Origin of the sequence: Mycolicibacterium wolinskyi str. Jessa 2025, assembly GCF_049241375.1 — a bacterium.
In the GTDB taxonomy this organism is placed as follows: Bacteria; Actinomycetota; Actinomycetes; order Mycobacteriales; family Mycobacteriaceae; genus Mycobacterium; species Mycobacterium wolinskyi.
Map to the genome: position 1 here is coordinate 3,881,146 of NZ_CP185960.1, position 21,392 is coordinate 3,902,537.

The 21,392-nt window shown below is 67.4% G+C and carries 23 protein-coding genes and 2 tRNA genes; 8 read left to right on the plus strand and 17 right to left on the minus strand.

Features of this window, described 5'->3' with window-relative positions; genetic code table 11:
- Positions 1–28: 28 nt before the first annotated feature.
- The 15 genes from ACOI2T_RS19085 to ACOI2T_RS19155 all read right to left on the minus strand — a co-directional run bounded on the left by ACOI2T_RS19085 (position 29) and on the right by ACOI2T_RS19155 (position 10,510).
- The gene (locus tag ACOI2T_RS19085) at positions 29–253 is read right to left on the minus strand and encodes an anti-sigma factor family protein (RefSeq protein ID WP_409504788.1); all 225 of its coding nucleotides are present in this window, start codon (positions 251–253) and stop codon (positions 29–31) included.
- Positions 254–255: 2 nt separating this feature from the next.
- The gene (locus ACOI2T_RS19090; protein ID WP_409504787.1) at positions 256–888 is read right to left on the minus strand and encodes an RNA polymerase sigma factor; all 633 of its coding nucleotides are present in this window, start codon (positions 886–888) and stop codon (positions 256–258) included.
- Positions 889–943: 55 nt separating this feature from the next.
- Entirely contained in the window at positions 944–1,834 is an 891-nt protein-coding gene (locus tag ACOI2T_RS19095) for a bifunctional helix-turn-helix transcriptional regulator/GNAT family N-acetyltransferase (RefSeq protein WP_409504786.1), read from the minus strand.
- Between the two features lie 54 nt (positions 1,835–1,888).
- Positions 1,889–1,965 (minus strand) — tRNA-Leu (locus tag ACOI2T_RS19100).
- Position 1,966: 1 nt separating this feature from the next.
- Positions 1,967–2,041, minus strand: a tRNA-His gene (locus ACOI2T_RS19105).
- A gap of 38 nt (positions 2,042–2,079) precedes the next feature.
- Positions 2,080–2,559: an HNH endonuclease gene (locus ACOI2T_RS19110; RefSeq protein WP_409504785.1), complete on the minus strand. Its 480-nt coding sequence runs from the start codon at positions 2,557–2,559 to the stop codon at positions 2,080–2,082.
- Positions 2,560–3,004: 445 nt separating this feature from the next.
- Positions 3,005–3,691, minus strand: coding sequence for a DUF8548 family protein (locus tag ACOI2T_RS19115; protein ID WP_409504784.1), 687 nt, complete (start codon positions 3,689–3,691; stop codon positions 3,005–3,007).
- Positions 3,692–3,796: 105 nt separating this feature from the next.
- Positions 3,797–4,324, minus strand: a complete 528-nt coding sequence (locus ACOI2T_RS19120; protein WP_409504783.1) for a hypothetical protein — start codon at positions 4,322–4,324, stop codon at positions 3,797–3,799.
- Positions 4,325–4,352: 28 nt separating this feature from the next.
- Positions 4,353–4,700 carry a metal-sulfur cluster assembly factor gene (locus ACOI2T_RS19125; protein WP_067845283.1) on the minus strand — a complete coding sequence of 116 codons (348 nt, stop codon included), beginning with the start codon at positions 4,698–4,700 and terminating at the stop codon, positions 4,353–4,355.
- Positions 4,678–5,148, minus strand: a complete 471-nt coding sequence (gene sufU, locus ACOI2T_RS19130) for a Fe-S cluster assembly sulfur transfer protein SufU (protein ID WP_067845281.1) — start codon at positions 5,146–5,148, stop codon at positions 4,678–4,680. The genes ACOI2T_RS19125 and sufU overlap by 23 nt, the downstream gene beginning before the upstream one ends.
- On the minus strand, positions 5,145–6,392 hold the full coding sequence (locus ACOI2T_RS19135) for a cysteine desulfurase (protein ID WP_409504782.1): 1,248 nt from the start codon (positions 6,390–6,392) through the stop codon (positions 5,145–5,147). The genes sufU and ACOI2T_RS19135 overlap by 4 nt, the downstream gene beginning before the upstream one ends.
- A 1-nt stretch (position 6,393) precedes the next feature.
- Positions 6,394–7,161, minus strand: coding sequence for a Fe-S cluster assembly ATPase SufC (gene sufC / locus ACOI2T_RS19140; protein ID WP_067845276.1), 768 nt, complete (start codon positions 7,159–7,161; stop codon positions 6,394–6,396).
- The gene (gene sufD / locus ACOI2T_RS19145) at positions 7,161–8,330 is read right to left on the minus strand and encodes a Fe-S cluster assembly protein SufD (protein WP_067845275.1); all 1,170 of its coding nucleotides are present in this window, start codon (positions 8,328–8,330) and stop codon (positions 7,161–7,163) included. Before sufD ends, sufC begins: the two co-directional genes overlap by 1 nt.
- On the minus strand, positions 8,331–9,761 hold the full coding sequence (gene sufB, locus ACOI2T_RS19150) for a Fe-S cluster assembly protein SufB (protein WP_067845273.1): 1,431 nt from the start codon (positions 9,759–9,761) through the stop codon (positions 8,331–8,333). It lies immediately after the preceding gene.
- Complete coding sequence (locus ACOI2T_RS19155; protein ID WP_165765998.1) at positions 9,758–10,510, minus strand: helix-turn-helix transcriptional regulator; 753 nt, start codon at positions 10,508–10,510, stop codon at positions 9,758–9,760. The genes sufB and ACOI2T_RS19155 overlap by 4 nt, the downstream gene beginning before the upstream one ends.
- 110 nt (positions 10,511–10,620) lie before the next feature.
- Here ACOI2T_RS19155 and mptB point away from each other — a divergent pair, with 110 nt between their 5' ends.
- From mptB to ACOI2T_RS19180, 5 genes are all read left to right on the plus strand, one after another.
- Positions 10,621–12,297: a polyprenol phosphomannose-dependent alpha 1,6 mannosyltransferase MptB gene (mptB, locus tag ACOI2T_RS19160; RefSeq protein WP_067845271.1), complete on the plus strand. Its 1,677-nt coding sequence runs from the start codon at positions 10,621–10,623 to the stop codon at positions 12,295–12,297.
- Positions 12,294–13,247: an ABC transporter ATP-binding protein gene (locus ACOI2T_RS19165; protein WP_409504780.1), complete on the plus strand. Its 954-nt coding sequence runs from the start codon at positions 12,294–12,296 to the stop codon at positions 13,245–13,247. Before mptB ends, ACOI2T_RS19165 begins: the two co-directional genes overlap by 4 nt.
- An 11-nt stretch (positions 13,248–13,258) precedes the next feature.
- Positions 13,259–14,044, plus strand: a complete 786-nt coding sequence (locus ACOI2T_RS19170; RefSeq protein ID WP_067845267.1) for an ABC transporter permease — start codon at positions 13,259–13,261, stop codon at positions 14,042–14,044.
- 123 nt (positions 14,045–14,167) lie between these two features.
- Entirely contained in the window at positions 14,168–15,121 is a 954-nt protein-coding gene (locus ACOI2T_RS19175; protein ID WP_409504779.1) for a COX15/CtaA family protein, read from the plus strand.
- A 77-nt stretch (positions 15,122–15,198) separates the two neighbouring features.
- On the plus strand, positions 15,199–16,002 hold the full coding sequence (locus ACOI2T_RS19180; protein WP_067845264.1) for a DeoR/GlpR family DNA-binding transcription regulator: 804 nt from the start codon (positions 15,199–15,201) through the stop codon (positions 16,000–16,002).
- Here the strand turns inward: ACOI2T_RS19180 and ACOI2T_RS19185 are convergent.
- Together ACOI2T_RS19185 and ACOI2T_RS19190 are read right to left on the minus strand one after the other, a co-directional pair.
- Positions 15,985–16,722, minus strand: coding sequence for an inositol monophosphatase family protein (locus ACOI2T_RS19185; protein WP_409504778.1), 738 nt, complete (start codon positions 16,720–16,722; stop codon positions 15,985–15,987). The genes ACOI2T_RS19180 and ACOI2T_RS19185 overlap by 18 nt on opposite strands.
- Positions 16,719–17,534, minus strand: coding sequence for a BtpA/SgcQ family protein (locus tag ACOI2T_RS19190; protein ID WP_409504777.1), 816 nt, complete (start codon positions 17,532–17,534; stop codon positions 16,719–16,721). The genes ACOI2T_RS19185 and ACOI2T_RS19190 overlap by 4 nt, the downstream gene beginning before the upstream one ends.
- Positions 17,535–17,728: 194 nt before the next feature.
- Here ACOI2T_RS19190 and ACOI2T_RS19195 point away from each other — a divergent pair, with 194 nt between their 5' ends.
- The 3 genes from ACOI2T_RS19195 to ACOI2T_RS19205 are packed head-to-tail and all read left to right on the plus strand — an operon-like array spanning position 17,729 to position 21,377.
- Positions 17,729–19,216 carry an FGGY-family carbohydrate kinase gene (locus tag ACOI2T_RS19195; protein WP_409504776.1) on the plus strand — a complete coding sequence of 496 codons (1,488 nt, stop codon included), beginning with the start codon at positions 17,729–17,731 and terminating at the stop codon, positions 19,214–19,216.
- Entirely contained in the window at positions 19,213–19,992 is a 780-nt protein-coding gene (locus ACOI2T_RS19200; RefSeq protein WP_409504775.1) for an SDR family NAD(P)-dependent oxidoreductase, read from the plus strand. The genes ACOI2T_RS19195 and ACOI2T_RS19200 overlap by 4 nt, the downstream gene beginning before the upstream one ends.
- A 56-nt stretch (positions 19,993–20,048) precedes the next feature.
- Positions 20,049–21,377, plus strand: coding sequence for an ABC transporter substrate-binding protein (locus ACOI2T_RS19205; RefSeq protein ID WP_409504774.1), 1,329 nt, complete (start codon positions 20,049–20,051; stop codon positions 21,375–21,377).
- The last annotated feature ends 15 nt before the right edge of the window (positions 21,378–21,392 follow it).

The window sequence follows — 21,392 nt, forward strand, 5'->3', positions numbered from 1 at the left end:
GGTACCCGCGCATTCCGCCGTCAACCACTCACTGAAAGTCTTTGAATGCGTTGAGCAGACGGTTGCGCAAGCGCGGATCGATCTCGTCGTCGGTGATCCGGCCCACGGTACGCACGGTCTCGCGGAACTGCTGCAGGTAGCGCTCACAGCCGTCGCACTCCAGCAGATGCATGTCGAAACGCACCCGGGTGTCGGGATCGAGCGCACCGTCGAGATAAGCCGTGACGAGCTCGACGAGTTCGTTGCAGTCCATCGCTATGACACCTCCTGCAGATAGTCCTCAAGTGCCTGCCGCACGGCGGCACGCCCGCGGTGCAGGAGCACCCGTTGATTGGCGACCGTGAGGTCGAGTAGTCGACACACCTCGGCGGAGTCGAATCCGAGCATGTCACGCAAGGTCACCACCATGCGCTGACGCTCGGGCAGCTTCTCCAATTCGCGACGTACGAGTTCCATGAGTTCGGTGCCCAGCAGCGAACCCTCCGTTGTTTCCGGGAACGCGGATGGCGCCGCGTCCGCCTTCCAGTGCCCGGGCCACGGATCTGAACCAGGGCGGAACCGGGCCGGGTCGACCGTGGTACCGGTGAACGCCGCGATCTCCGCATCGGCGTCGCGTCGTTCCCGAACGCCGCGGGACTTGGCGATGTTGATCATCACCGTGAACAGCCACGTCCGTAGCGACGATCGGCCCTCGAACTTCCCGATGCCCTTGATCAACGCGATCCACGCCTCCTGCACGACCTCCTCCGCAATCTCGGCACTCGGTACGTAGCCGCGTGCGACCCGCAGCATCGCGGGCGTGTGCTGATCGACCAGCATCGCGAAAGCCGTCTCGTCGCCGTTGCGCAGCGCTTGGATCAGTGCCGTTTCGTCTACCGTCGCGACCATCGCCGATCCTCTCCGGGGTCTGACGATTTCTCAGTGCGTGTAAGTGCCCGAAGCGTTACACACTTTCTGCGACGGATTTCTCGAACCAGTGATTCGCGTATGGCTCGTCGCTGAACGGAGCGACCTCGCGATAACCACAGGTGCGATACAGGTTGAGCGCCTCGGTGAGCGCGGCGTTGGTGTCGAGACGCACGAGCCGGTCGCCGTGATCGCGGGCCCTGGACTCGAGTTCGGACAGCATGCGCCTGCCCAGACCGATCCCGCGGGCGCTCGGCGCCACCCACATCCGCTTGACCAGGGCCACTGCATCCGGATACCAGATCAGCGCGCCGCAGCCGACCGGTTGTCCGTGCAGGGATGCGACGAGCAGCAGGCCGGCGGGAGGCGTCATCTCCTCATCGGCGACGGGGCTCACCGCGGGGTCGAAGCCTGCGGGGAACCGCTGGGCGAGCTCCGCGTAGTAGGTGTCGAGGCAGAACCTGGCCTCGGGCCGGCGCGGATCGCATTCGGCGATTCGCACGGTCGAGGCGGTGAGTAGCCGCTCGACCTCGGCCATCGCCTGCACGAGCCGAGTCTGCTGGGTGGCCGTGAGGGGTGTGAGGATCGCGGCCGCGGCGTCGTCGGAACGTGCGTTCAGTGTCTGAAGCTCGCTGCGTCCGGCCTGTGTCAACCAGACGGTGCGCACCCGCCGATCGTCGGCCTGGGGCTCGACCGTGATCAGCCCGTCGCGCTGCAGGGCACGCAGGAGCCGGCTCAGGTACCCGGAGTCCAGATCGAGTCGCGACCGGAGGTCGCGGACATCGCAGCCGTCCGCGCCGATCTCCCACAACACGCGGTCCTGCCCGAGGGACCGGCCGCTGGCCAGGTAATTCTCGTACAACACCCCGGCCCGCTGAGTGACGGTCCGGTTGAACCTGCGCACCTGCGCGATCATGTCCGACGACATTCTCTGACCTTAGTCAGGTAATCGGTCGGGTGCACCGAGGACCGTGATATCGGTTGGTATCCCTGGAGGGAGTCGAACCCACAACCACTGGATTCTGAATCCAGCGCCTCTTCCAATTGGGCTACAGGGATTTGGGGCGGCCGGAGGGACTCGAACCCATCGACTGTGGCGTCACAGACCACTGTGTTGCCGTTACACCACGACCGCCATGGACAGCTCGGTGAGCAACCTCGCTCACCGAGCTGTCAGACCGCTACGAGCACCGGCGCCTGACCGAAGACGTCGGGCTGCTTGGGCTCGAACGGCTCACGCATCATCGACATTCCGGCCTCGCCCGGCGTCCGGTCACCCTTGCGGCCGTTGCACGGCTGGCATGCCGCGACCAGGTTGAGCCAGTGATCCGACCCGCCGCGGCTACGCGGCAGGACGTGATCGACGGTGTCGGCCCGCCCGCCGCAGTAGACGCAGGTGTGGCGATCCCGGCGAAGCACCCCGACGCGAGTCGCCCGATCGGTCGGCCGGTACGGGATGTGCACGTACTCACGTAGCGCGACCGACATCGGCAGCTCGATCACCAGCGACGGGCTGTGGATGTGCACCGCCGGGTCGTGCGTGTCGATGATGTACACCGCATCGCGCAGGATGAGCTGCACGGCCTCCTGCCACGGAATCCGGGACAGCACACGGTAATCGGCGTTGTATACGTCGACGGTCAGTTCCTTCATGACGGTGTGCCTCCTCTCGTTCTCCGGTGCACCGCTCTGGACCGCAGGCATTGTGGCGCAGCACGATCCGCTTAGATACTGCTATGCCGACCGCGTGCGGTAAAGCGGAATATTTCGCGAAATTCTTTGATGACCAATGCAATTGGGCGCAACGCGGCAGCGGAACGTCAGCCGACGTACCTGGCAGGGCAAACAGAGTTATTGAGATGTGTATGAGATTTTCCGAGGGCGCCCGACTTGCGCTCGGCCGCAACCACGCACGACAACGCGGCCGCGGATGCACGGTGCATCCCGGCCGGCGAACAGCAATCGCGCGTCACGAACATGCCGTGACGGTAGCACTCGGGCGGGGTGCTCCCCACCGGTTTTTCCGTCGAGCGTGGGGGCCATGCACGCGAAACCGCCGTCGCGCGTACACGGCCCCCACGCTGGGGCGGGTGCCCGTTCAGGAAGCCCGTTGGTGCGGACGCCCTGACTCGAATCGCCAGATCGCATGGTCGAGTTCGATCGCGTTCCAGCCCGCAGCTTCGGCCACCCCGCGAATCAACTCCGCCGCACCGGCGGAGTCGACCGTGCCGATCTCACGTGCGACATAGCCGACCACCACCGGGCCGGCATTCGCCCCGGGTATCCGCGCGAGCTTGAGCGCATAGTCCCACGTAAGGCCCGAACGTTGTCCGGGTGTGGCGCACCACGCCGCCCTGGCCCGTGCACCGCGCTCGTCATCCGCGGTGACAGCGCGTAGATCGTCGGTCGTGTCGATACCAAGGGCCACAAGCGCTTCGGCCACTTCGGCGATGGCCTGGGCCTTCAGCGGCGCGTTCGCCGCGCTGGACGTAGGCCGCCGATTGCCGATCTGCGAGGCCCATGGATCGGGACCGCCGAGTTCGCGCATCGTGGCCAAGAGTTCGGTGAGACCGTCGGAGTCGGCATCACCGCCTTGCGCGGTCCGGTGATCTCGATACCGGCCGACCACCTTTTCGACGGTCACATACCGCGCCCCGGTCGAGTAGATGGCGTCGATCACGCACAGCGCCAACGAATTTGGGTAACTGATCGAGCTCAACCACAGCTCGGGATCACCGAGGTCGCGCTCACACGCGGTGCGCAGCAGGTCAATGTCGGTCGGCATGGCAGTACTCCTCTGATCGTGCGGCGACTTCGACTGTCGCCGTCGAGCAGGAAGCTAGTGACGCCACCCGACAGAGCAGCCCGGCAATGGCATCGAATTCACTAGTTATCCACAGGCGCGATCGACATTGGCCAGCAATTGCGCCTGACGCTTGGGCCACCAGAAGATCTCGACCAACAGCAACACCAGATAGACGAACGACACCACCGCGTTGCCGATCGAACCGAACATGGCATCCCACACTGCCGTCGCCACCGCGACGCCCAGCACGAGCAACAGCAACCACCGCAGCGGCCGGGCCGCCTCGACGGCCGCGTGCATACCTTGCCGGTAACCCGTGGCGGCCTCGGCGAGCCGTGAGTCGTCGAGGCGAATGCCGCGACGCGCGGCACGGACCAGTGCCACCCGTTGAGCGCCGTCGAGTTGTTGTGCCATCGGCCAGTACCGGGCCATCCTCATCGGCATCCAGGTGCCGTAGAAGATGCCGACGACGACGAAGGCCAACGCGCCGGCCAGGAAGAAGCCCGAATCAAGCCACGCGAGCACACCGAGGCACAGACCGACACTCAGACCGGTGATCAGCGCCCGGTAGACGAAACCGCCATGCCAGACGAAGGCCGGGATCGTGACCACCCGGCCATTGTGACGGGCCTACCGGCTGCTAGACGGTGAAACCGAGCGCCCGCAGCTGTTCGCGGCCGTCATCGGTGATCTTGTCCGGGCCCCACGGCGGGTTCCACACCCAGTTGATCTTGATCTCGTTCACCAGGCCTGCGCCGACCAGAGCGGTGCGGGACTGGTCTTCGATCACGTCGGTCAGCGGGCACGCCGCCGAGGTCAGCGTCATGTCGATGAGCGCGACGGGTCCGGAGTCGCCCTGCTCGACGTTCAGTCCGTACACCAGCCCGAGGTCGACGACGTTGATGCCGAGCTCGGGATCCACGACATCGCGCATCGCCTCTTCGACGTCGGCCAACAACTCCTGGTCAGGCGCTTCGGTGTCGCTCATCGTCGGTCTCCTCACTGGCTTGCGCCAACGCATCTTTGAAAGCCATCCACCCCAGCAGCGCGCATTTCACCCGCGCCGGGTACTTCGCGACACCGGCGAATGCGATGCCGTCCCCGAGTACATCTTCGTCCCCCTCGACGTTGCCGCGCGAGGAAATCATCTCGGTGAATGCGGCGACGGTCTTGAGTGCGTCGCCGACACTCTGGCCGATCACCTGATCGGTGAGCACCGACGTGGCCGCCTGGCTGATCGAACAACCCTGACCGTCGTAGGAGACGTCGTCGACCGTCTCGCCGTCGTCGGACAGCGCGACCCGCAACGTCACCTCGTCACCACAGGTCGGATTGACGTGGTACACCTCGGCGCCGAACGGTTCCCGCAGCCCTCGGTGATGGGGATGCTTGTAATGGTCCAGGATCACTTCCTGGTACATCTGGTCCATTCTCACGAAAAGAACTCCACCGCCCGTTTGACACCGGCGACCATCCGGTCGACCTCGTCGAGCGTGTTGTATACCGCGAACGACGCGCGTGCGGTCGCGGCGATGCCGAACCGGCGGTGCAGCGGCCAGGCGCAATGGTGCCCGACCCGCACGGCGACGCCTTCGTCGTCGAGGACCTGCCCGACGTCGTGCGCGTGCACACCGTCGAGCACGAAACTCACCGGCGATCCCCGATGCTCCAACGACTGCGGCCCGATGATGCGCACGCCCGGCACGCCCTGCAAACCCTCCAGCGCGGCGGCGACGAGCGCGGCCTCGTGCGCCTCGACCGAGGCCATGCCGAGATCGGTCAAATACCGCGCGGCCGCGGCCAATCCGACCACCTGCGACGTCATGGGTGTACCCGCTTCGAAGCGTTGCGGTGCGGGCGCGTAGGTCGTCTTCTCCATCGTGACGGTCTCGATCATGGACCCGCCGGTGATGAACGGCGGCATCGCGTTGAGCAGCTCGCGCCGCCCATAGAGGACGCCGATCCCGGTGGGGCCCAACATCTTGTGCCCGGAGAACGCGGCGAAGTCGACATCGAGCGCATGGACGTCGACGGGCTGGTGAGGCACCGACTGGCAGGCGTCGAGCAGCGTGAGGGCGCCGACCGCCCTGGCCCGCGCGACGAGCTCGGCCACCGGGGCGATCGCGCCGGTGACATTAGAATGATGGCTGAACGCCACCACTTTCACCCGCTCGTCGAGCTGCAGCGAATCCAGGTCGATGCGGCCGTCCTCGGTGACGCCGTACCAACGCAGCGTCGCACCCGTCCGCTCGGCGAGCTCCTGCCACGGAATCAGGTTCGCGTGATGCTCGAGTTCGGTGGTGACGATGACGTCGCCGGGCCCGACGGCCCGGTCGAACCGCTTGTCCCCCAGCACATATGCCACCAGGTTGATGGCCTCGGTGGCGTTCTTGGTGAACACCAGCTCGTCGGAATCGGCGCCCACGAAGGCCGCGATGTCGGCGCGACCCTGCTCGTAGGCGTCGGTGGATTCCTCCATCAGCTGGTGCGCACCGCGGTGCACGGCGCCGTTCGACGTGATCAGGAAATCCCGCTCGGCGTCCAGCACCTGCAACGGCTTCTGCGATGTCGCGCCGGAATCGAGGTAAGCCAGCTGGTTTCCGCTGCGCATCACCCGGTTGAGGATCGGGAAGTCGGCCCTGATCCTGGTGAGATCCAAAGTCTGCGCAGATGCAGTCATGTCACGCTCCGACGGCTTGTGTGAAGCGCACGTATCCGTTCTCTTCGAGTTCGTCGGCGAGCTCCGGTCCCCCGGACTCGACGATCCGGCCGCCCACGAACACGTGCACGAACTGCGGACGGATGTAGCGCAGGATCCGCGTGTAGTGCGTGATCAGCAGAATGCCGCCGTGGGTGTCCTCGGCGTAGCGATTGACGCCCTCACTCACCACGCGCAGCGCGTCGACGTCGAGGCCGGAGTCGGTCTCGTCGAGGATCGCGATCTTCGGCTTGAGCAGCGACAGCTGCAAGATCTCGTGGCGCTTCTTCTCACCGCCGGAGAATCCCTCGTTGACGCTGCGCTCGCCGAAGGCCGGGTCGATGTCGAGGTCGTCCATCGCGGCCTTGACCTCCTTGACCCAGTGCCGCAGCTTGGGCGCCTCGCCACGCACCGCGGTGGCCGCGGTGCGCAGGAAGTTCGACATCGAAACGCCGGGAACCTCGACCGGGTACTGCATCGCCAGGAACAGACCGGCACGCGCCCGCTCGTCGATCGACATCTCGAGGACGTCCTGCCCGTCGAGCGTGATCGAACCGGACGTCACGGTGTACTTCGGGTGGCCGGCCACGGCGTAGGACAGCGTGGACTTGCCGGATCCGTTGGGGCCCATCAGCGCGTGGGTCTCCCCCGAGTTCACGGTGAGGTCGACGCCCTTGAGGATCGGGATGTCGGTCCCGTCCTCGGCGGACGCGACGCTGACGTGGAGATCCTTGATTTCCAGTGTGCTCATCAGTGCTTGATTCCTTCGGTTAGCGCAAGTTCGTGTTCGATGGCCTCGGTGAGGCGCTCGCGGACGGAGGGCACGGCGATCTTCTGGATCAGCTCGCCGAAGAACCCGCGCACCACGAGTCGCCGGGCCTGGTCCTCGGGGATGCCCCGGGCCTGGAGGTAGAACAGCTGCTCGTCGTCGAAACGTCCGGTCGCACTGGCGTGCCCGGCGCCGACGATCTCCCCGGTCTCGATCTCGAGGTTGGGCACCGAATCGGCCCGCGCCCCGTCGGTGAGCACCAGGTTGCGGTTGACCTCGTAGGTGTCGGTGCCGGTCGCCTCGGCGCGGATCAGCACATCGCCCACCCACACGGTGTGGGTGTCGGGCTTGTCGGTATCCGGATCGCCTTGCAGCGCACCCTTGTACGTGACGTGTGAGCGGCAGTTGGGTTGCGCGTGGTCGACCAACAGGCGCGATTCGAAGTGCTGGCCGTCGTCGGCGAAGTACAGGCCCAGCAGCTCGGCGTCGCCACCCGGTGCGCAGAACCGCACCCGGCCGGTCAACCGCGCGACGTCGCCGCCGAGGGTGACCGCGAAATGGCGCAGCACCGCATCCTTGCCGAGCGTCGCGTGGTGCATGCTGACGTGCACCGCGTCGTCGGCCCAGTCGGCGATCGACACGACCTTGAGCTGCGCGGCGTCGCCGATCACGAATTCGACGTTGTCGGCGTAGGTTCCGCTGCCGCGCTGGTCGATGACCACGACGGCCTCGGCCAGTTCGTCGACCCGGATCTGCAGATGACCGTATGCCGTGGAGCCCGCACCGGGGCCGCTCACGGTGATCTCGATGGGCTCTTCGACCTGGGTGTTGCGGCCGACGGTGACGATCGTCGCGTGCCCGAACGACGAATATGCCTGCGCGGCAACCCGATCGGCGGGAACCCCGCCCTGGCCGAGACGTTCGTCGCCGCGCTCCACGGTCTCGACCGTGACGCCGGGCCGCTCGGACACCTCGATCAGGGCGCTACCCGTCACCGGGGCGGATCCGTTGTGCAGGCCGCGCAACCGCTTCAGCGGGGTGAACCGCCACAGCTCGTCTCGACCGCCGGGCACCTCGAAGGCGTCGACGTCGAACGATGTGAACAGCTCGCCCTTGTTGGTTCCCTCGACCGCAGTAGTTAGCTCGCCCACTTAACCGACCGCACCTTCCATCTGCAGCTCGATGAGCCGGTTCAATTCGAGCGCGTACTCCATCGGCAGTTCCTTGGCGATGGGCTCGACGAAGCCGCGCACCACCATCGCCATGGCCTCGTCCTCGGTCAGGCCGCGGCTCATCAGGTAGAACAGCTGATCCTCGCTGACCTTGGACACCGTCGCCTCGTGACCCATCGTCACGTCGTCCTCGCGGATGTCGACGTAGGGATAGGTGTCGCTGCGGCTGATGGTGTCGACAAGCAGCGCATCGCATTTGACGCTGGACCGCGATCCGTGTGCGCCCTTGTTCACCTGGATCAGGCCGCGGTAGGACGCGCGGCCGCCACCGCGTGCGACCGACTTGGACACGATGTTGCTCGACGTGTTCGGCGCCAGGTGAAGCATCTTGGCGCCGGTGTCCTGGTGCTGGCCCTCGCCGGCGAAGGCAACCGAGAGCACCTCGCCCTTGGCGTGCTCACCGGTCATCCACACGGCCGGGTACTTCATCGTGACCTTGGAGCCGATGTTGCCGTCGATCCACTCCATCGTGGCGCCCGCCTCGGCCCTGGCGCGCTTGGTCACCAGGTTGAAGACGTTGTTCGACCAGTTCTGGATGGTCGTGTAGCGGCACCGCCCACCGGGCTTGACGATGATCTCGACGACGGCCGAGTGCAACGAGTCGCTCTTGTAGATCGGCGCCGTACATCCCTCGACGTAGTGCACGTAGGCACCCTCGTCGACGATGATCAGTGTGCGCTCGAACTGGCCCATGTTCTCGGTGTTGATCCGGAAGTAGGCCTGCAGCGGGATGTCGACGTGCACGCCCGGCGGCACGTAGATGAACGAACCGCCCGACCACACCGCGGTGTTCAGCGCCGAGAACTTGTTGTCGCCGGCCGGGATCACGGTGCCGAAGTACTGCTTGAAGATCTCGGGGTGCTCGCGCAGACCGGTGTCGGTGTCGAGGAAGATGACGCCCTGCGCCTCGAGGTCCTCGCGGATCTGGTGGTAGACGACCTCGGACTCGTACTGCGCGGCCACGCCGGCGACGAGACGCTGCTTCTCGGCCTCGGGGATGCCAAGCCGGTCGTAGGTGTTGCGGATGTCCTCGGGCAGGTCCTCCCACGAGGCCGCCTGCTTCTCGGTCGAGCGCACGAAGTACTTGATGTTGTCGAAATCGATGCCCTCGAGGTTGGAACCCCAGTTCGGCATCGGCTTCTTGTCGAACGTGCGCAGTGCCTTGAGCCGGATGTCGAGCATCCACTCGGGCTCGTTCTTCTTGGCCGAGATGTCACGCACGACCGCCTCGGACAGGCCACGCTGCGCACTCGCGCCCGCGGCATCGGAGTCCGACCAGCCATAGCCGTACTTGCCCAGCGAGGCGATCGTCTCTTCCTGGGTCAGTGGCGTATCGGGCGTGATGGTCATTTCGCCGCTCCTTGATTGATTGCAGTGGTTGTCCGGGGGCGGGCTGTTCCCCGAACATCTGTCGAGTTGTCTGTGTCGAGTGGTACGTGGGTGGTACAGGCGCAATCGCCGTTGACGATGGTCGCCAAGCGCTGTACGTGCGTGCCGAGGATCTCGGCGAACGCCTCACTCTCCGTCTCGCACAGCTCCGGGAACTCCTCGGCGACGTGCGAGATCGGACAGTGATGTTGGCAGATCTGCACACCGTGGACCGGTCCGCTCACCGGCGTCGTCGTGGTCGCATAACCGGCCTTGGTCAAGGCGTCGGCCACGCGGTCGGCAGTCTCTGCAACGTCATCGGACCCGCCGGTTACTCCCGCCAGGATCGTGTCGATGCGGCGGCGCGCGAACGTCCGGACCGCGTCTTTTCCGCCGATCTCCCGCAGCTGCCGGATCGCGGCGACCGCCAGGTCGTCATAGGTGTGGCCGAGCTTCGCCCGCCCGGCCGCCGTCAACCGGTAGCGTTTCGCCGGCCGGCCTCGGCCGTTGTGCTGCCACGCCGCGGCCGCGCTGGCCTGGGCGTCGCCGGCGTCGATCAGCGCATCGAGATGCCTGCGCACGCCCGCGGCGGAGATTCCGAGCCGGTCTCCGATCTGACCTGCGGTGATCGGGCCTTCCAGTAGCAGCTGGATGATGGCCCGGCGGGTCTGTCCGTCCGAAACGGGCACGACGGCCGCAGCCGCGCGCGGATCGTCCGGACGTAATTTCACAACACCATTGTGACGGAATTCCGTGAACGGTTCTAGCAAGGGCACCCTTACGTGACGGGGGCCACCCTTGCCCGGCGGGAGCGTCCTGGGCCGACGGTTACGCTGCTGTGATGGCCAGCCGCCTGTCGTCCTTCAGCTCGTCGATCGCCCGGTGGCACGGCGACGAACGCACGGTCGGGTCACCTCTCAACGACGCCGAAGTCGTCGCCCTGCGCCGCACCCGGCTGTTCGGGGCCACCGGGACCGTCCTGATGGCGATCGGCGCTCTTGGGGCCGGGGCCCGTCCCGTCGTGCAGGATCCGACTTTCGGCGTGCGGCTGCTCAACCTGCCGTCGCGCATCCAGACGGTGTCGCTGACCATGACGACGACCGGTGCGGTGATGATGGCGCTGGCGTGGCTCATGCTGGGCCGGTTCGCACTCGGTTCGCGCCGGATGTCCCGCAGCCAGCTCGACCGGACGCTGTTGCTGTGGGCGATACCGCTTCTGCTGGCGCCGCCGATGTACAGCCGCGACGTCTACTCGTACCTGGCCCAGAGCGAGATCGCGCTGATCGGCCTCGATCCGTACCGGGTCGGCCCGGCCACCGGGCTTGGCCTCGATCACGTGTTCACGCTTTCGGTGCCGAACCTGTGGCGCGAGACACCCGCCCCCTACGGCCCCCTCTTCTTGTGGATCGGCCAGGGCATATCGGCGTTGACCGGCGAGAACATCGTGGCCGCGGTGCTGTGCCACCGGCTCGTCGTGCTGGCCGGCGTGGGCCTGATCGTGTGGGCCACGCCGCGGCTGGCCCGGCGCTGCGGGGTCGCCGAGGTGAGCGCGCTCTGGCTCGGCGCGTGCAACCCACTGCTGTTCATGCATCTGGTCGCGGGTATCCACAACGAGGCGCTCATGCTCGGCCTGATGCTGGCCGGCACGGAGTTCGCGCTGCGTGGGATCGACGCCGCCCAGCCTCTGTTGCCCCGGCCGCTCGCCTGGCCGAACACCCGCACCGACTGGGCACGCTGGCTGCCGATGGCGACGCTGGTGCTCGGCGCTGTGCTGATCGCGATGTCGTCCCAGGTCAAGCTGCCGTCGCTGTTGGCGTTGGGATTCGTCGCCATGGCGCTGGCCTGGCGCTGGGGCGGCACGCTCAAGGCTTTTCTGCTGGCCGGCACGTCCCTCGGCACGCTGTCGCTCGCGGTCATGGCGGTGATCGGATGGGCCAGCGGCCTCGGCTTCGGCTGGCTGTTCACGCTCGGCACCGCCAACGTGGTGCGCAGCTGGATGTCCCCGCCGACGCTGCTGGCGCTCGGAACCGGTCAGGTCGGGATTCTGCTCGGGCTCGGGGACCACACGACCGCGGTACTCGGCCTCACCCGTGCGATCGGCGTGTTCATGATCTCGATCCTGGTCACCTGGCTGTTGTTCGCGGTGCTGCGCGGCCGCCTGCATCCCGTCGGCGGACTGGGAGTCGCGCTGGGCGGCACGGTGTTGCTGTTCCCGGTGGTGCAGCCCTGGTACCTGCTGTGGGCGATCATCCCGCTCGCCGCATGGGCCACCCGGCCGGGCTTCCGCGGCGCGACCATCGCCATCACGCTCGTGGTCGGCATCTTCGGGCCGACGGCGAACGGGGACCGGTTCACGCTCTTTCAGATCGTCATGGCGACCCTTGCCAGCGCCCTCATCGTGCTGATCCTCATCGGGCTGACCTACCGGCGGCTACCGTGGCGTGCGTCACCCGAGCCCGCGACAAGCCCACCGGCGGCACGAACTGAACACCGCGACGCCTACGCTGAATCCCCGTGACCTCGTCCGACCCCGCCGGCTCCCCGCGCGGCGAAACCCCCGTGCTGCTCCGCGGCGTCACCAAGCAGTACGGGTCGACGACGGCCGTGTCCGGACTCGACCTGGAGGTCCGGCGGGCCGAAGTGCTGGCGCTGCTCGGCCCCAACGGCGCGGGCAAGACCACGACCGTCGAGATGTGCGAAGGGTTCATCCGCGCCGACGCGGGCAGCATCGAGATCCTCGGCCTCGATCCCGTCGCCGACAACGCCCGGTTGCGCGAACGGATCGGCGTCATGCTGCAGGGCGGTGGCGGCTACCCCGCGGCGCGCGCCGGCGAGATGCTCGACCTGGTCGCGTCCTATGCGGCCAATCCCCTTGACCCGGCGTGGCTGATGGACACCCTCGGCCTGACCGAATCCGCGCGAACGACCTATCGACGGCTGTCCGGCGGACAGCAGCAGCGGCTGGCACTCGCGTGCGCCGTCGTCGGCAGGCCCGAACTGGTGTTCCTCGACGAGCCCACCGCCGGTATGGACGCCCATGCGCGAATCGTGGTGTGGGAGTTGATCGATTCGCTGCGCCGCGACGGTGTCACGGTCGTGCTCACCACGCATCAGCTGACCGAGGCCGAGGAGCTCGCGGATCGGATCGTGATCATCGACCACGGGGTGGCCGTGGCCACCGGCACGCCCGCAGAGCTCATGCGCAGCGGGGCCGAGAACCAGCTGCGGTTCAGCGCACCGCGCAAACTCGATCTGTCGCTGCTGATCTCGGCGCTGCCCGAGGACTACAAGGCCACCGAGACCGCACCGGGCGAATACCTGGTCGAGGGACACATCGACCCGCAGGTGCTCGCGACCGTGACGGCGTGGTGTGCGCGGCTCAACGTCCTCGCGACGGACATGCGCGTCGAGCAACGCAGCCTGGAAGACGTGTTCCTCGACTTGACCGGACGGGAGCTACGGCCGTGACAGAACCGACGATGGCGACCGACCGATTCGCGCCGGGCACCTTCACGCCCGACCCTCGGCCCGCGACGGTCCAGAAGATGCTGGCCGCACAGTTCGGCCTGGAACTCCGCCTGCTGCTGCGCAACGGTGAGCAGCTGCTGCTGACGATGTTCATCCCGATCACGTTGCTCATCGGCCTGACTTTGTTGCCGCTCGGCTCCTTCGGCGAGGACCGCGCGGGCACGTTCACGCCCGCGATCATGGCGCTCGCGGTGATCTCGACGGCGTTCACCGGGCAGGCGATCGCGGTGGCGTTCGACCGCCGCTACGGCGCGCTGAAACGTCTTGGCGCGACCGCGCTTCCGGTGTGGGGCATCATCGCCGGGAAGTCGCTCGCGGTGGTCGCGGTGGTCTTCCTGCAGGCGATCCTGCTCGGCGCCATCGGCGTCGCCCTCGGCTGGCGGCCGCCTTTGGCCGGCCTGGCGCTCGGCGCCCTGATCATCGCCCTCGGCACCGCCGGATTCGCTGCATTGGGACTGCTGCTGGGCGGCACGCTGCGTTCGGAGATCGTGCTCGCACTGGCCAACCTGCTGTGGTTCGTGTTCGCCGGACTCGGCGCACTGACGCTCGAGGGCCAGGACGGACAGGCGATTCCGACCGCGGTGGCCTGGGCCGCCCGGTTGACCCCGTCAGGTGCGCTCACCGAGTCGCTGACGCAGGCGATGACGCTTTCGGTGGACTGGTTCGGCCTGGCCGTGCTCGCGGTGTGGGGCGCCGTGGCCGCGGTCTGCGCGCTGCGCTGGTTCCGCTTCACCTGACCCGCGCCCGCCGCGGAACTGCATTCCCGGTCGTTGACATCGCGTGGTAGCGACCGGGATGCAGTTCCGCGGAACGGGCAGCCCTACTACAACCTGTAGTTCGTCGTCATCTACGATCAGGCCGTGCCCGTCGGACGACTTTTCCTGCGTCTGGTCGACCTGCTGCCCGTGCCCAGTCTCCGGGTCCAGCGGATCATCGCGTTCCTGGTGATCCTGACCCAGGGCGGTATCGCGGTCACCGGCGCGATCGTCCGGGTCACCGCGTCCGGCCTGGGTTGCCCGACCTGGCCACAGTGTTTCCCGGGCAGCTTCACCCCGGTGCCGCACGCCGAGGTCGCCGTCGTCCACCAAGCCGTCGAGTTCGGCAACCGCATGATCACGTTCCTGGTGGTGTTGACCGCCGCGGCCGCGGTGCTTGCGGTGACCCGGGCCAGGCGCCGCCGCGAGGTGCTGGTCTACGCCTGGCTCATGCCCGCCTCGACCGTGGTGCAGGCCGTCATCGGCGGAATCACGGTGTTGACCGGTCTGCTGTGGTGGACGGTGGCCATTCACCTGCTGGCCTCGATGGCGATGGTGTGGCTGGCGGTGCTGCTCTACGTCAAGGTGGGCGAACCGGATTCGGGCGTGGCGGCGACTCGGGTTCCCAAGCCGCTGCGTCAGCTGACCGCGCTGTCCGGCGTGGCTCTGACAGCGGTCCTCGTGACGGGAACCCTGGTGACCGGCGCAGGCCCGCACGCGGGCGACAAGAGCCTGGATCGGGTGATACCGCGCCTGGAAGTCGAGATTCTGACGCTCGTGCACATGCACTCGTCGCTTCTCGTTGCCTACCTGTCGCTCGTGGTGGCGCTCGGATTCGGGCTCGCCGCGGTGCGCGCGGCCCGGCCGGTCATGGTGCGCCTCGGCGTGCTGGTCGCCCTGGTGTGCGCGCAAGGCCTCGTCGGTGCCGTGCAGTTCTTCACCGGTGTGCCCGCGGCGCTCGTCGCTGTCCACGTCGCGGGCGCGGCGCTGTGCACCGCGGCCACCGCCGCGTTGTGGGCGTCGATGCGGGAGCGTCGCCCTACCGACACTGTTGCGTGATCACAGCGACACCGACACATCGCGCGCAAACCTGTGATTGATGTGATGGATTCACAGAAGTGCCTTACGCTGTCACCATGTCCCCAGGGTTGAGCGCCCACGCCCGCCGGGCGGCGATCGCCACCCGCATCCACACCGACCGCGAAGTCGACTTCACGTCGCTGGCCGACGAGTTCGGCGTCTCGGCGATGACCATCCGCCGTGACATCGAGCGGCTCGAAGACCAAGGCATCGCCCGCCGCGTGCTCGGCGGCGCGATCGCATTCGGCGGTAAGTCGACCGAGCCGTCGTTCGCCTCCCGGGCAGCGGAATCCGCGGACGAGAAACTGCACATCGCCCGCGCGGTCGCCGATCTTCTGACCCCGCAGGAGACGGTGATCCTCGACAGCGGCAGCACCGTGCTGGCCGTGGCGCGCGCGCTCAAAGGACGCGACCTCGGCTTGACCGTGATCACGCCCAGCGTGCTCGTCGCCGTCGAACTGGCCGAGGAACCCGGCACCACGGTCCTGCTGACCGGCGGCAAGGTGCGCCCCGGCGAGCTGAGCTTGATCGGCGCCGAGGCCGAGGACTTCTACCTGCGCTACAACTGCGACACCTATGTCATGGGTATCGCGGGCGTGGACGGCAGGCGCGGCGCGTCGGAGTACCACCGCGAGGAAGGCAATGTGAAACAGGCGGCGATGCGGTCGGCCGACCGGGTGATCGTCGCGGCCGACGCCACCAAGCTCGGCCGCGTGCAGCTGATCAATGTCGCACCGGTGTCGGACATCTCGGTTCTGGTGACCGACGGATCGCCGACCCATCCGACCGTCGAAGCACTGCGCGAGGCCGGGGTCGAGGTGTTGTGCGTCAACGCCGTCCGGTCAACTCCAGCGCGCTGACACCCCGCCGTCTCGTCCGGCAGGACGCCGCACCTCGGCGCCGGCCTCCTCGGCGATCAGCGCACCCGCCGCCCAGTCGTGCACGGCGAGATCGTCCTCGACGAACGCGTCGAGGCTGCCCTGCGCGACCAGGCACAGGTCGACCGCTGCCGCACCGAACCGGCGCATATCGGTGTACTCGGTCATGAGCGCGCCGAGTTCACGTAGCTGACGCCTGCGGTGGCCCGGGTCGTAAGACAACCCGGTGCCGACGAGCCGCGCGGTCGTCGTCACGTGCGGCAGCGGCAAACGTTCCCGTCCGGCACCCGAATCAACAATGGCCCCAAGGTTTTTCGCTGCACTCCACGTCATACCGAGCGCCGGCGCCGAGACCGCGCCGGCCAGCCAGCGACCGTCGGCAACCGCGCGTACGGCGACCGACGTCGCGAAGTACGGAATGCGGCGGGTGAAGTTGGTGGTGCCGTCGAGCGGGTCGATGACCCACTGCAGCGGTCCGGCACCGACATGCTCGGCGAGCTCCTCACCGAGCACGGAATCGTCGGGGCGCGCGCTCAACAGGACCGCCCGCACCGCTTCCTCGGCGGCACGGTCGACGGCGGTGACTACGTCGCCCGCGGCGGTCTTCGTCTCGGCCGAAACCGGATCGCCGAGCTGGCGCAGGCAGACGGCCGCGCCGCGCTGTGCCGCCTCGACCGCCAGGACCCGCAGCTCCTCACTCATAGCGTCTTACGGAAATCCTTGACCACGTTCATCATCTCGGTGACACGCGAGGCCACCGCCCGGTTCTCGAACACGCCGTCTTCCTTGAAATACGTTCCGACGATCGCGCCGTCGGCGATGGACAGCTGGTCGGCGGCGTTGTGGGCACGCACGCCGGTGTTGACGAACACCGGGACGGCACCGGCGGCGTTCTTGACCACCTGTAGCGCCTGCGAGTCGGTCGACGCGCCCGCGGTCAGCCCGGACACACAGATCGCGTCCGGCCGGGTGGCGAACACCGTGGTGGCGGTGACCGAGGCCAGATCGCGGTCGGCCAGATAGACCGCCGACTCCGGAACGATGTTGAACAACAGTTTGACGCCGTCGCCGCCGATGCGGTGGCGATGTCGCGCGACCGCGCCGACGTTGGTGTCCCACAAGCCGAAATCGCTCGCATAGACACCGGTGAAGATCTCGCGGACCCACTGCGCGCCCGTTGCCACCGCCAGATCGATGGACGCCCGCCCGTCCCACAGCACGTTCACGCCGTAGGGCACCGAGAAGTCCGGCAGCAACTCGCCGATCACCCGGGCCATGGTGATCGCGGTGATCGGTTCGGTCTGCGTCAGATACGGCAGGCTGAACTCGTTCGAGATCATCACGCCGTCGACGCCGCCCTCCTGCAACGCCGCCAGTTCACCGCGCGCGCGGTCCACCACCGCGCGGATGCCGGCAGCCGAATCGAAGCCGGGGTCGCCCGGCAACGCGGCCAGGTGCAGCATCGCGATCACGGGCTTTCGCACCGCGAACACCTCATCGAGCCAACTGGTCATTGGGAAGCCTCTCGGATCGTCGTTCGGCAGACTGTGTCACATCGAGTGTTATCAAATCACAGTCAGACTACAGATTTTCGTGACTTTACGTGATTGTCACACATAACCTGTGAGAATCTAACAGCCACGGGGTACTGTAATGCCACCGCGGCGAGGTTGCGCGCAACCGCCACAGGCCACAGAGAAAGGACCGCATGCCGGAGTTCACGATCGGCGTCGACATCGGCACCACGGGGACCAAGACCGTGCTCGTCAATGTCGGCGAGGCGCGCATCGTCGCGCAGGCCTCCCGCGACACTCGGCTCCACGCCGACGCCCCCGGCCACGCCGAGGCAGATCCGGCGCAGTGGCTGGACAACGTGCACAGCGGAATCCGCGAGGTGCTCGCGCAGTCCGGTGTTCCCCCGCAGGAAGTGGGCGCGCTGGCGACCACGGGCATGGTTCCGGCTGTCGTGCCGGTCGACCACGCCGGCTCGCCCGTCCGGCGCGCCATGTTGCAGAACGACGCGCGCGCCACCGCGGAGATCGAGCAGCTCAAGGCGGCATCAGACGCCGAGGCCGTCCTGGCCGCGACGGGATCGGCGATCACCCAGCAGTCGGTTGCGCCCACCGCGATGTGGCTGCGCCGACACGAACCCGAGACCTGGGATGCCACAACGCATCTCGTCGGCTCGTACGACTGGGTCCTGATGGCCCTCGGCGCCACCCCGCACGTCGAGCTGAACTGGGCCATCGAATCGGGCCTTGGCACCGTCGAAGGGGTCCGCTTCGACCCGATGTTCGAAGCCGCCGACCTCAAAGCCGATCTGGTGCCGCGGGTCCTCGCACCGGGCACCCGGGCCGGCGAGTTGAGCCGCGACGCGGCGGAAGCCACGGGCCTGCCCGCGGGCCTGCCCCTGATCGTCGGCGGCGCCGACCACGTGCTGTCGGCGTACGCCGCCGGGGTGAACACACCAGGCGACTGGCTCGTGAAACTGGGCGGCGCGGGCGACATCCTGGCCGCCAGCGACAGTCCGGTGATCGACGCACGGCTGTATCTCGACGCGCACCCGGTGCCGGGTCGCTGGCTGCCCAACGGTTGCATGGCAACCAGCGGCAGCTTGATCCGGTGGTTCCAGACCCTGTCCGGCGGTGTCGACCTGATCGCGCTCGACGACGAGGCCGCCTCCCGCGCACCGGCCGAAGTGCTGTGTCTCCCATACTTTCTCGGTGAGAAGAGCCCGCTGCACGACCCCGATCTGCGCGGTGCTTTCGTCGGGCTGGACCTGGCCCACACCCGGGCGGACATGTACCGCTCGGTACTCGAGGCCATCGCGTTCGGCTTCAAACACCACACCGAGGTGTTCACCTCGATCGGGGTGCCGCTGCAACGCGCGCTCGTCACCAACGGCGGAAGCCGCTCGGTGCTGTGGAAGCAGATTCTCGCCGACGTGCTCGACACACCGCTGTCCCCGATCGTCGGGCACCCGGGCGCGTCGCTCGGCGCCGCAGTCGTCGCGGCCGTCGGCATCGGTCTACTCGACGACTGGCACAGCACCGGCCCGTTCCGCACCCTGGGTGATCCCGTCACGCCCGATCGTCGAAACACCGGCCGGTACGCGGAGGCGTACGCCGAATGGCGAACCCTCGGCGACGTACTGACCCCCGTCTCTCATCGCATCGCTCGAAAGGCCCGATCATGACCGCCCAGAACAACATCCGCACGGCCGTCGTCACCGGCGCCGGATCCGGCATCGGCCGGGCGATCGCCACCACACTGGCCGAACGCGGGTGGCGCGTGGTCGTCACCGACATCGACGCAGCGGCCGCCGAACAGACCGTCGCGGCGCTCGCGGGCGTGGGGCACGAGGCCGCCGCGCTCGACGTCACCGATCCCGCGCTCGCGAATTCGGTGGCCGACGACGTCGCCGACCGGCTCGGCCTGCAGGCGTGGATCAGCAACGCCGGCATCTCGGCCATGGCCAGGTTCGTCGACGTCTCCCCCGGTCAACTCGACCGCAGCCTCGACATCAACCTCAAGGGTGTCTTCTACTGCGGCCAGGCCGCCGCGCGGGCAATGATCCGCACCGGCGTGCACGGCACCATCGTCAACACCGCGTCGATGGCGGCCAAGCAAGGTCGCGTACCGTTCCTCGCCGACTATGTGGCGTCCAAGTTCGGCGTGCTGGGCCTGACCCAGGCGATGGCGTATGAGCTCGCCGAGCATCACATCACCGTCAACAGCGTGTGCCCCGGTTTCGTGGCCACCCCGATGCAATCCCGCGAACTGGAATGGGAGGCCGAGCTCAGCGGGTCGACCCCGGACGGCGTGCGCCAGTCCTGGATCGACGCGACGCCACTGGGCCGCCTGCAAACCCCCGACGACGTCGCCCGGGCGGTGGCGTTCCTGGTCTCCGAGGATGCCCGGTTCATCACCGGAGAAGCACTGTCCGTCAACGGCGGTGCCTACATGGATTGAGCCTTCCTCCCCCACCGCTCGATCCATCCCACCCGGACAAGGGAAAGTGAGAACGCATGAAAATTCCGATGTTGCGCCGGCGCCCGGCGCGGCCGAAAGCCACCCGCTGGTTGCCGGCAATCGCGATGGCCGCCGGACTCGTGCTGGCCGGTTGCGCCGGTACCGGTGGCCCCGATGAGCAGAGCGCTTCGGGACTCGGCGACATACCGACCGACACCAATGCCACCGTCCGCGTGCTGATGGAAAACGTTCCCGACACCGACATCGTGAAAAACCTTGTCGGACAGTTCAATCAGAAGTATCCGGGCATCAAGGTCCAGATCGAGACCATGACATTCGACCAGATGCGTGACCGGTTGGTGTCGTCGTTCCAGGCTGCCGAGCCCGCCTACGACCTGATCGTGGTCGACAACCCGTGGATGGACGATTTCGCCGACGCCGGGTTCCTGGCGCCGCTGGGCGACCGCATCGCCTCGACCACCGATTACCGGCCCGACGACTTCTTCCCATCTCTCACCGCGATCACCGACGTCGACGGAACCACCTACGGCGTGCCGTTCTACAACTACGCACTCGGCTACATCTACAACAAGCCCGATCTCGCGGCGTCCGGTCAGCAGGTGCCGACCGACCTCGACGCCTTGATCGCCACGTCGCAACGACTCAAGACCCCGGACCGCGCCGGCATCGCCATGCAGCCTCAGCGCGGCTACAAGATCTTCGAGGAGTGGGCCAACTGGCTGTTCGCCGCGGGCGGGTCCATCTACGACCAGGACGGCAAGCCGACGCTGAACACCGAGCAGGCGGCCCGGGCGCTCAACGCCTACATCGACACCTACCGCACGGCGGCGCCGCCCAACAGCCTCGCGTGGGGCTTCGACGAGGCGTTCCGCTCGGTGTCGAGCGGCAAGGCCGCGTCGATGATCGGCTACAACTGGAACCTTCCCGCGCTCAACGACCCGGCAGGCGCGTCGGGTGAACGAGCCGGCCAGTTCGCGCTCGCCCCGATTCCTGGCGGCAAGTCCGCGCTCGGCCTGTGGAGCTGGGCGATCCCGGCCAACTCCGCGGCCTCCGACGCGGCGTGGGCATTCGTCTCCTGGGTCACCTCGCCTGATGTCGACGCACAGCGAGTCGCCGACGGCGGCGCGGTGATCCGTCAGAGTTCGCTGACCGACCAGAAAGTCCTCGCCGACGGATACGGCGCCGACTACTACAAGACAGTCGGCGAGATCCTCAAGAACGCCGAGCCGCTGAGCCAGGGCAAGGGCGGTGAGGAGATGATCCAGGCCGTGGGTACCGAACTCAACGATGCCGCGGCGGGCAACAAGAGCGTCGCCGACGCACTGCGCGACGCCCAGGCGGCAGCGGAGCGGATCCAGCAGTGACAGAAGGGAATCCGG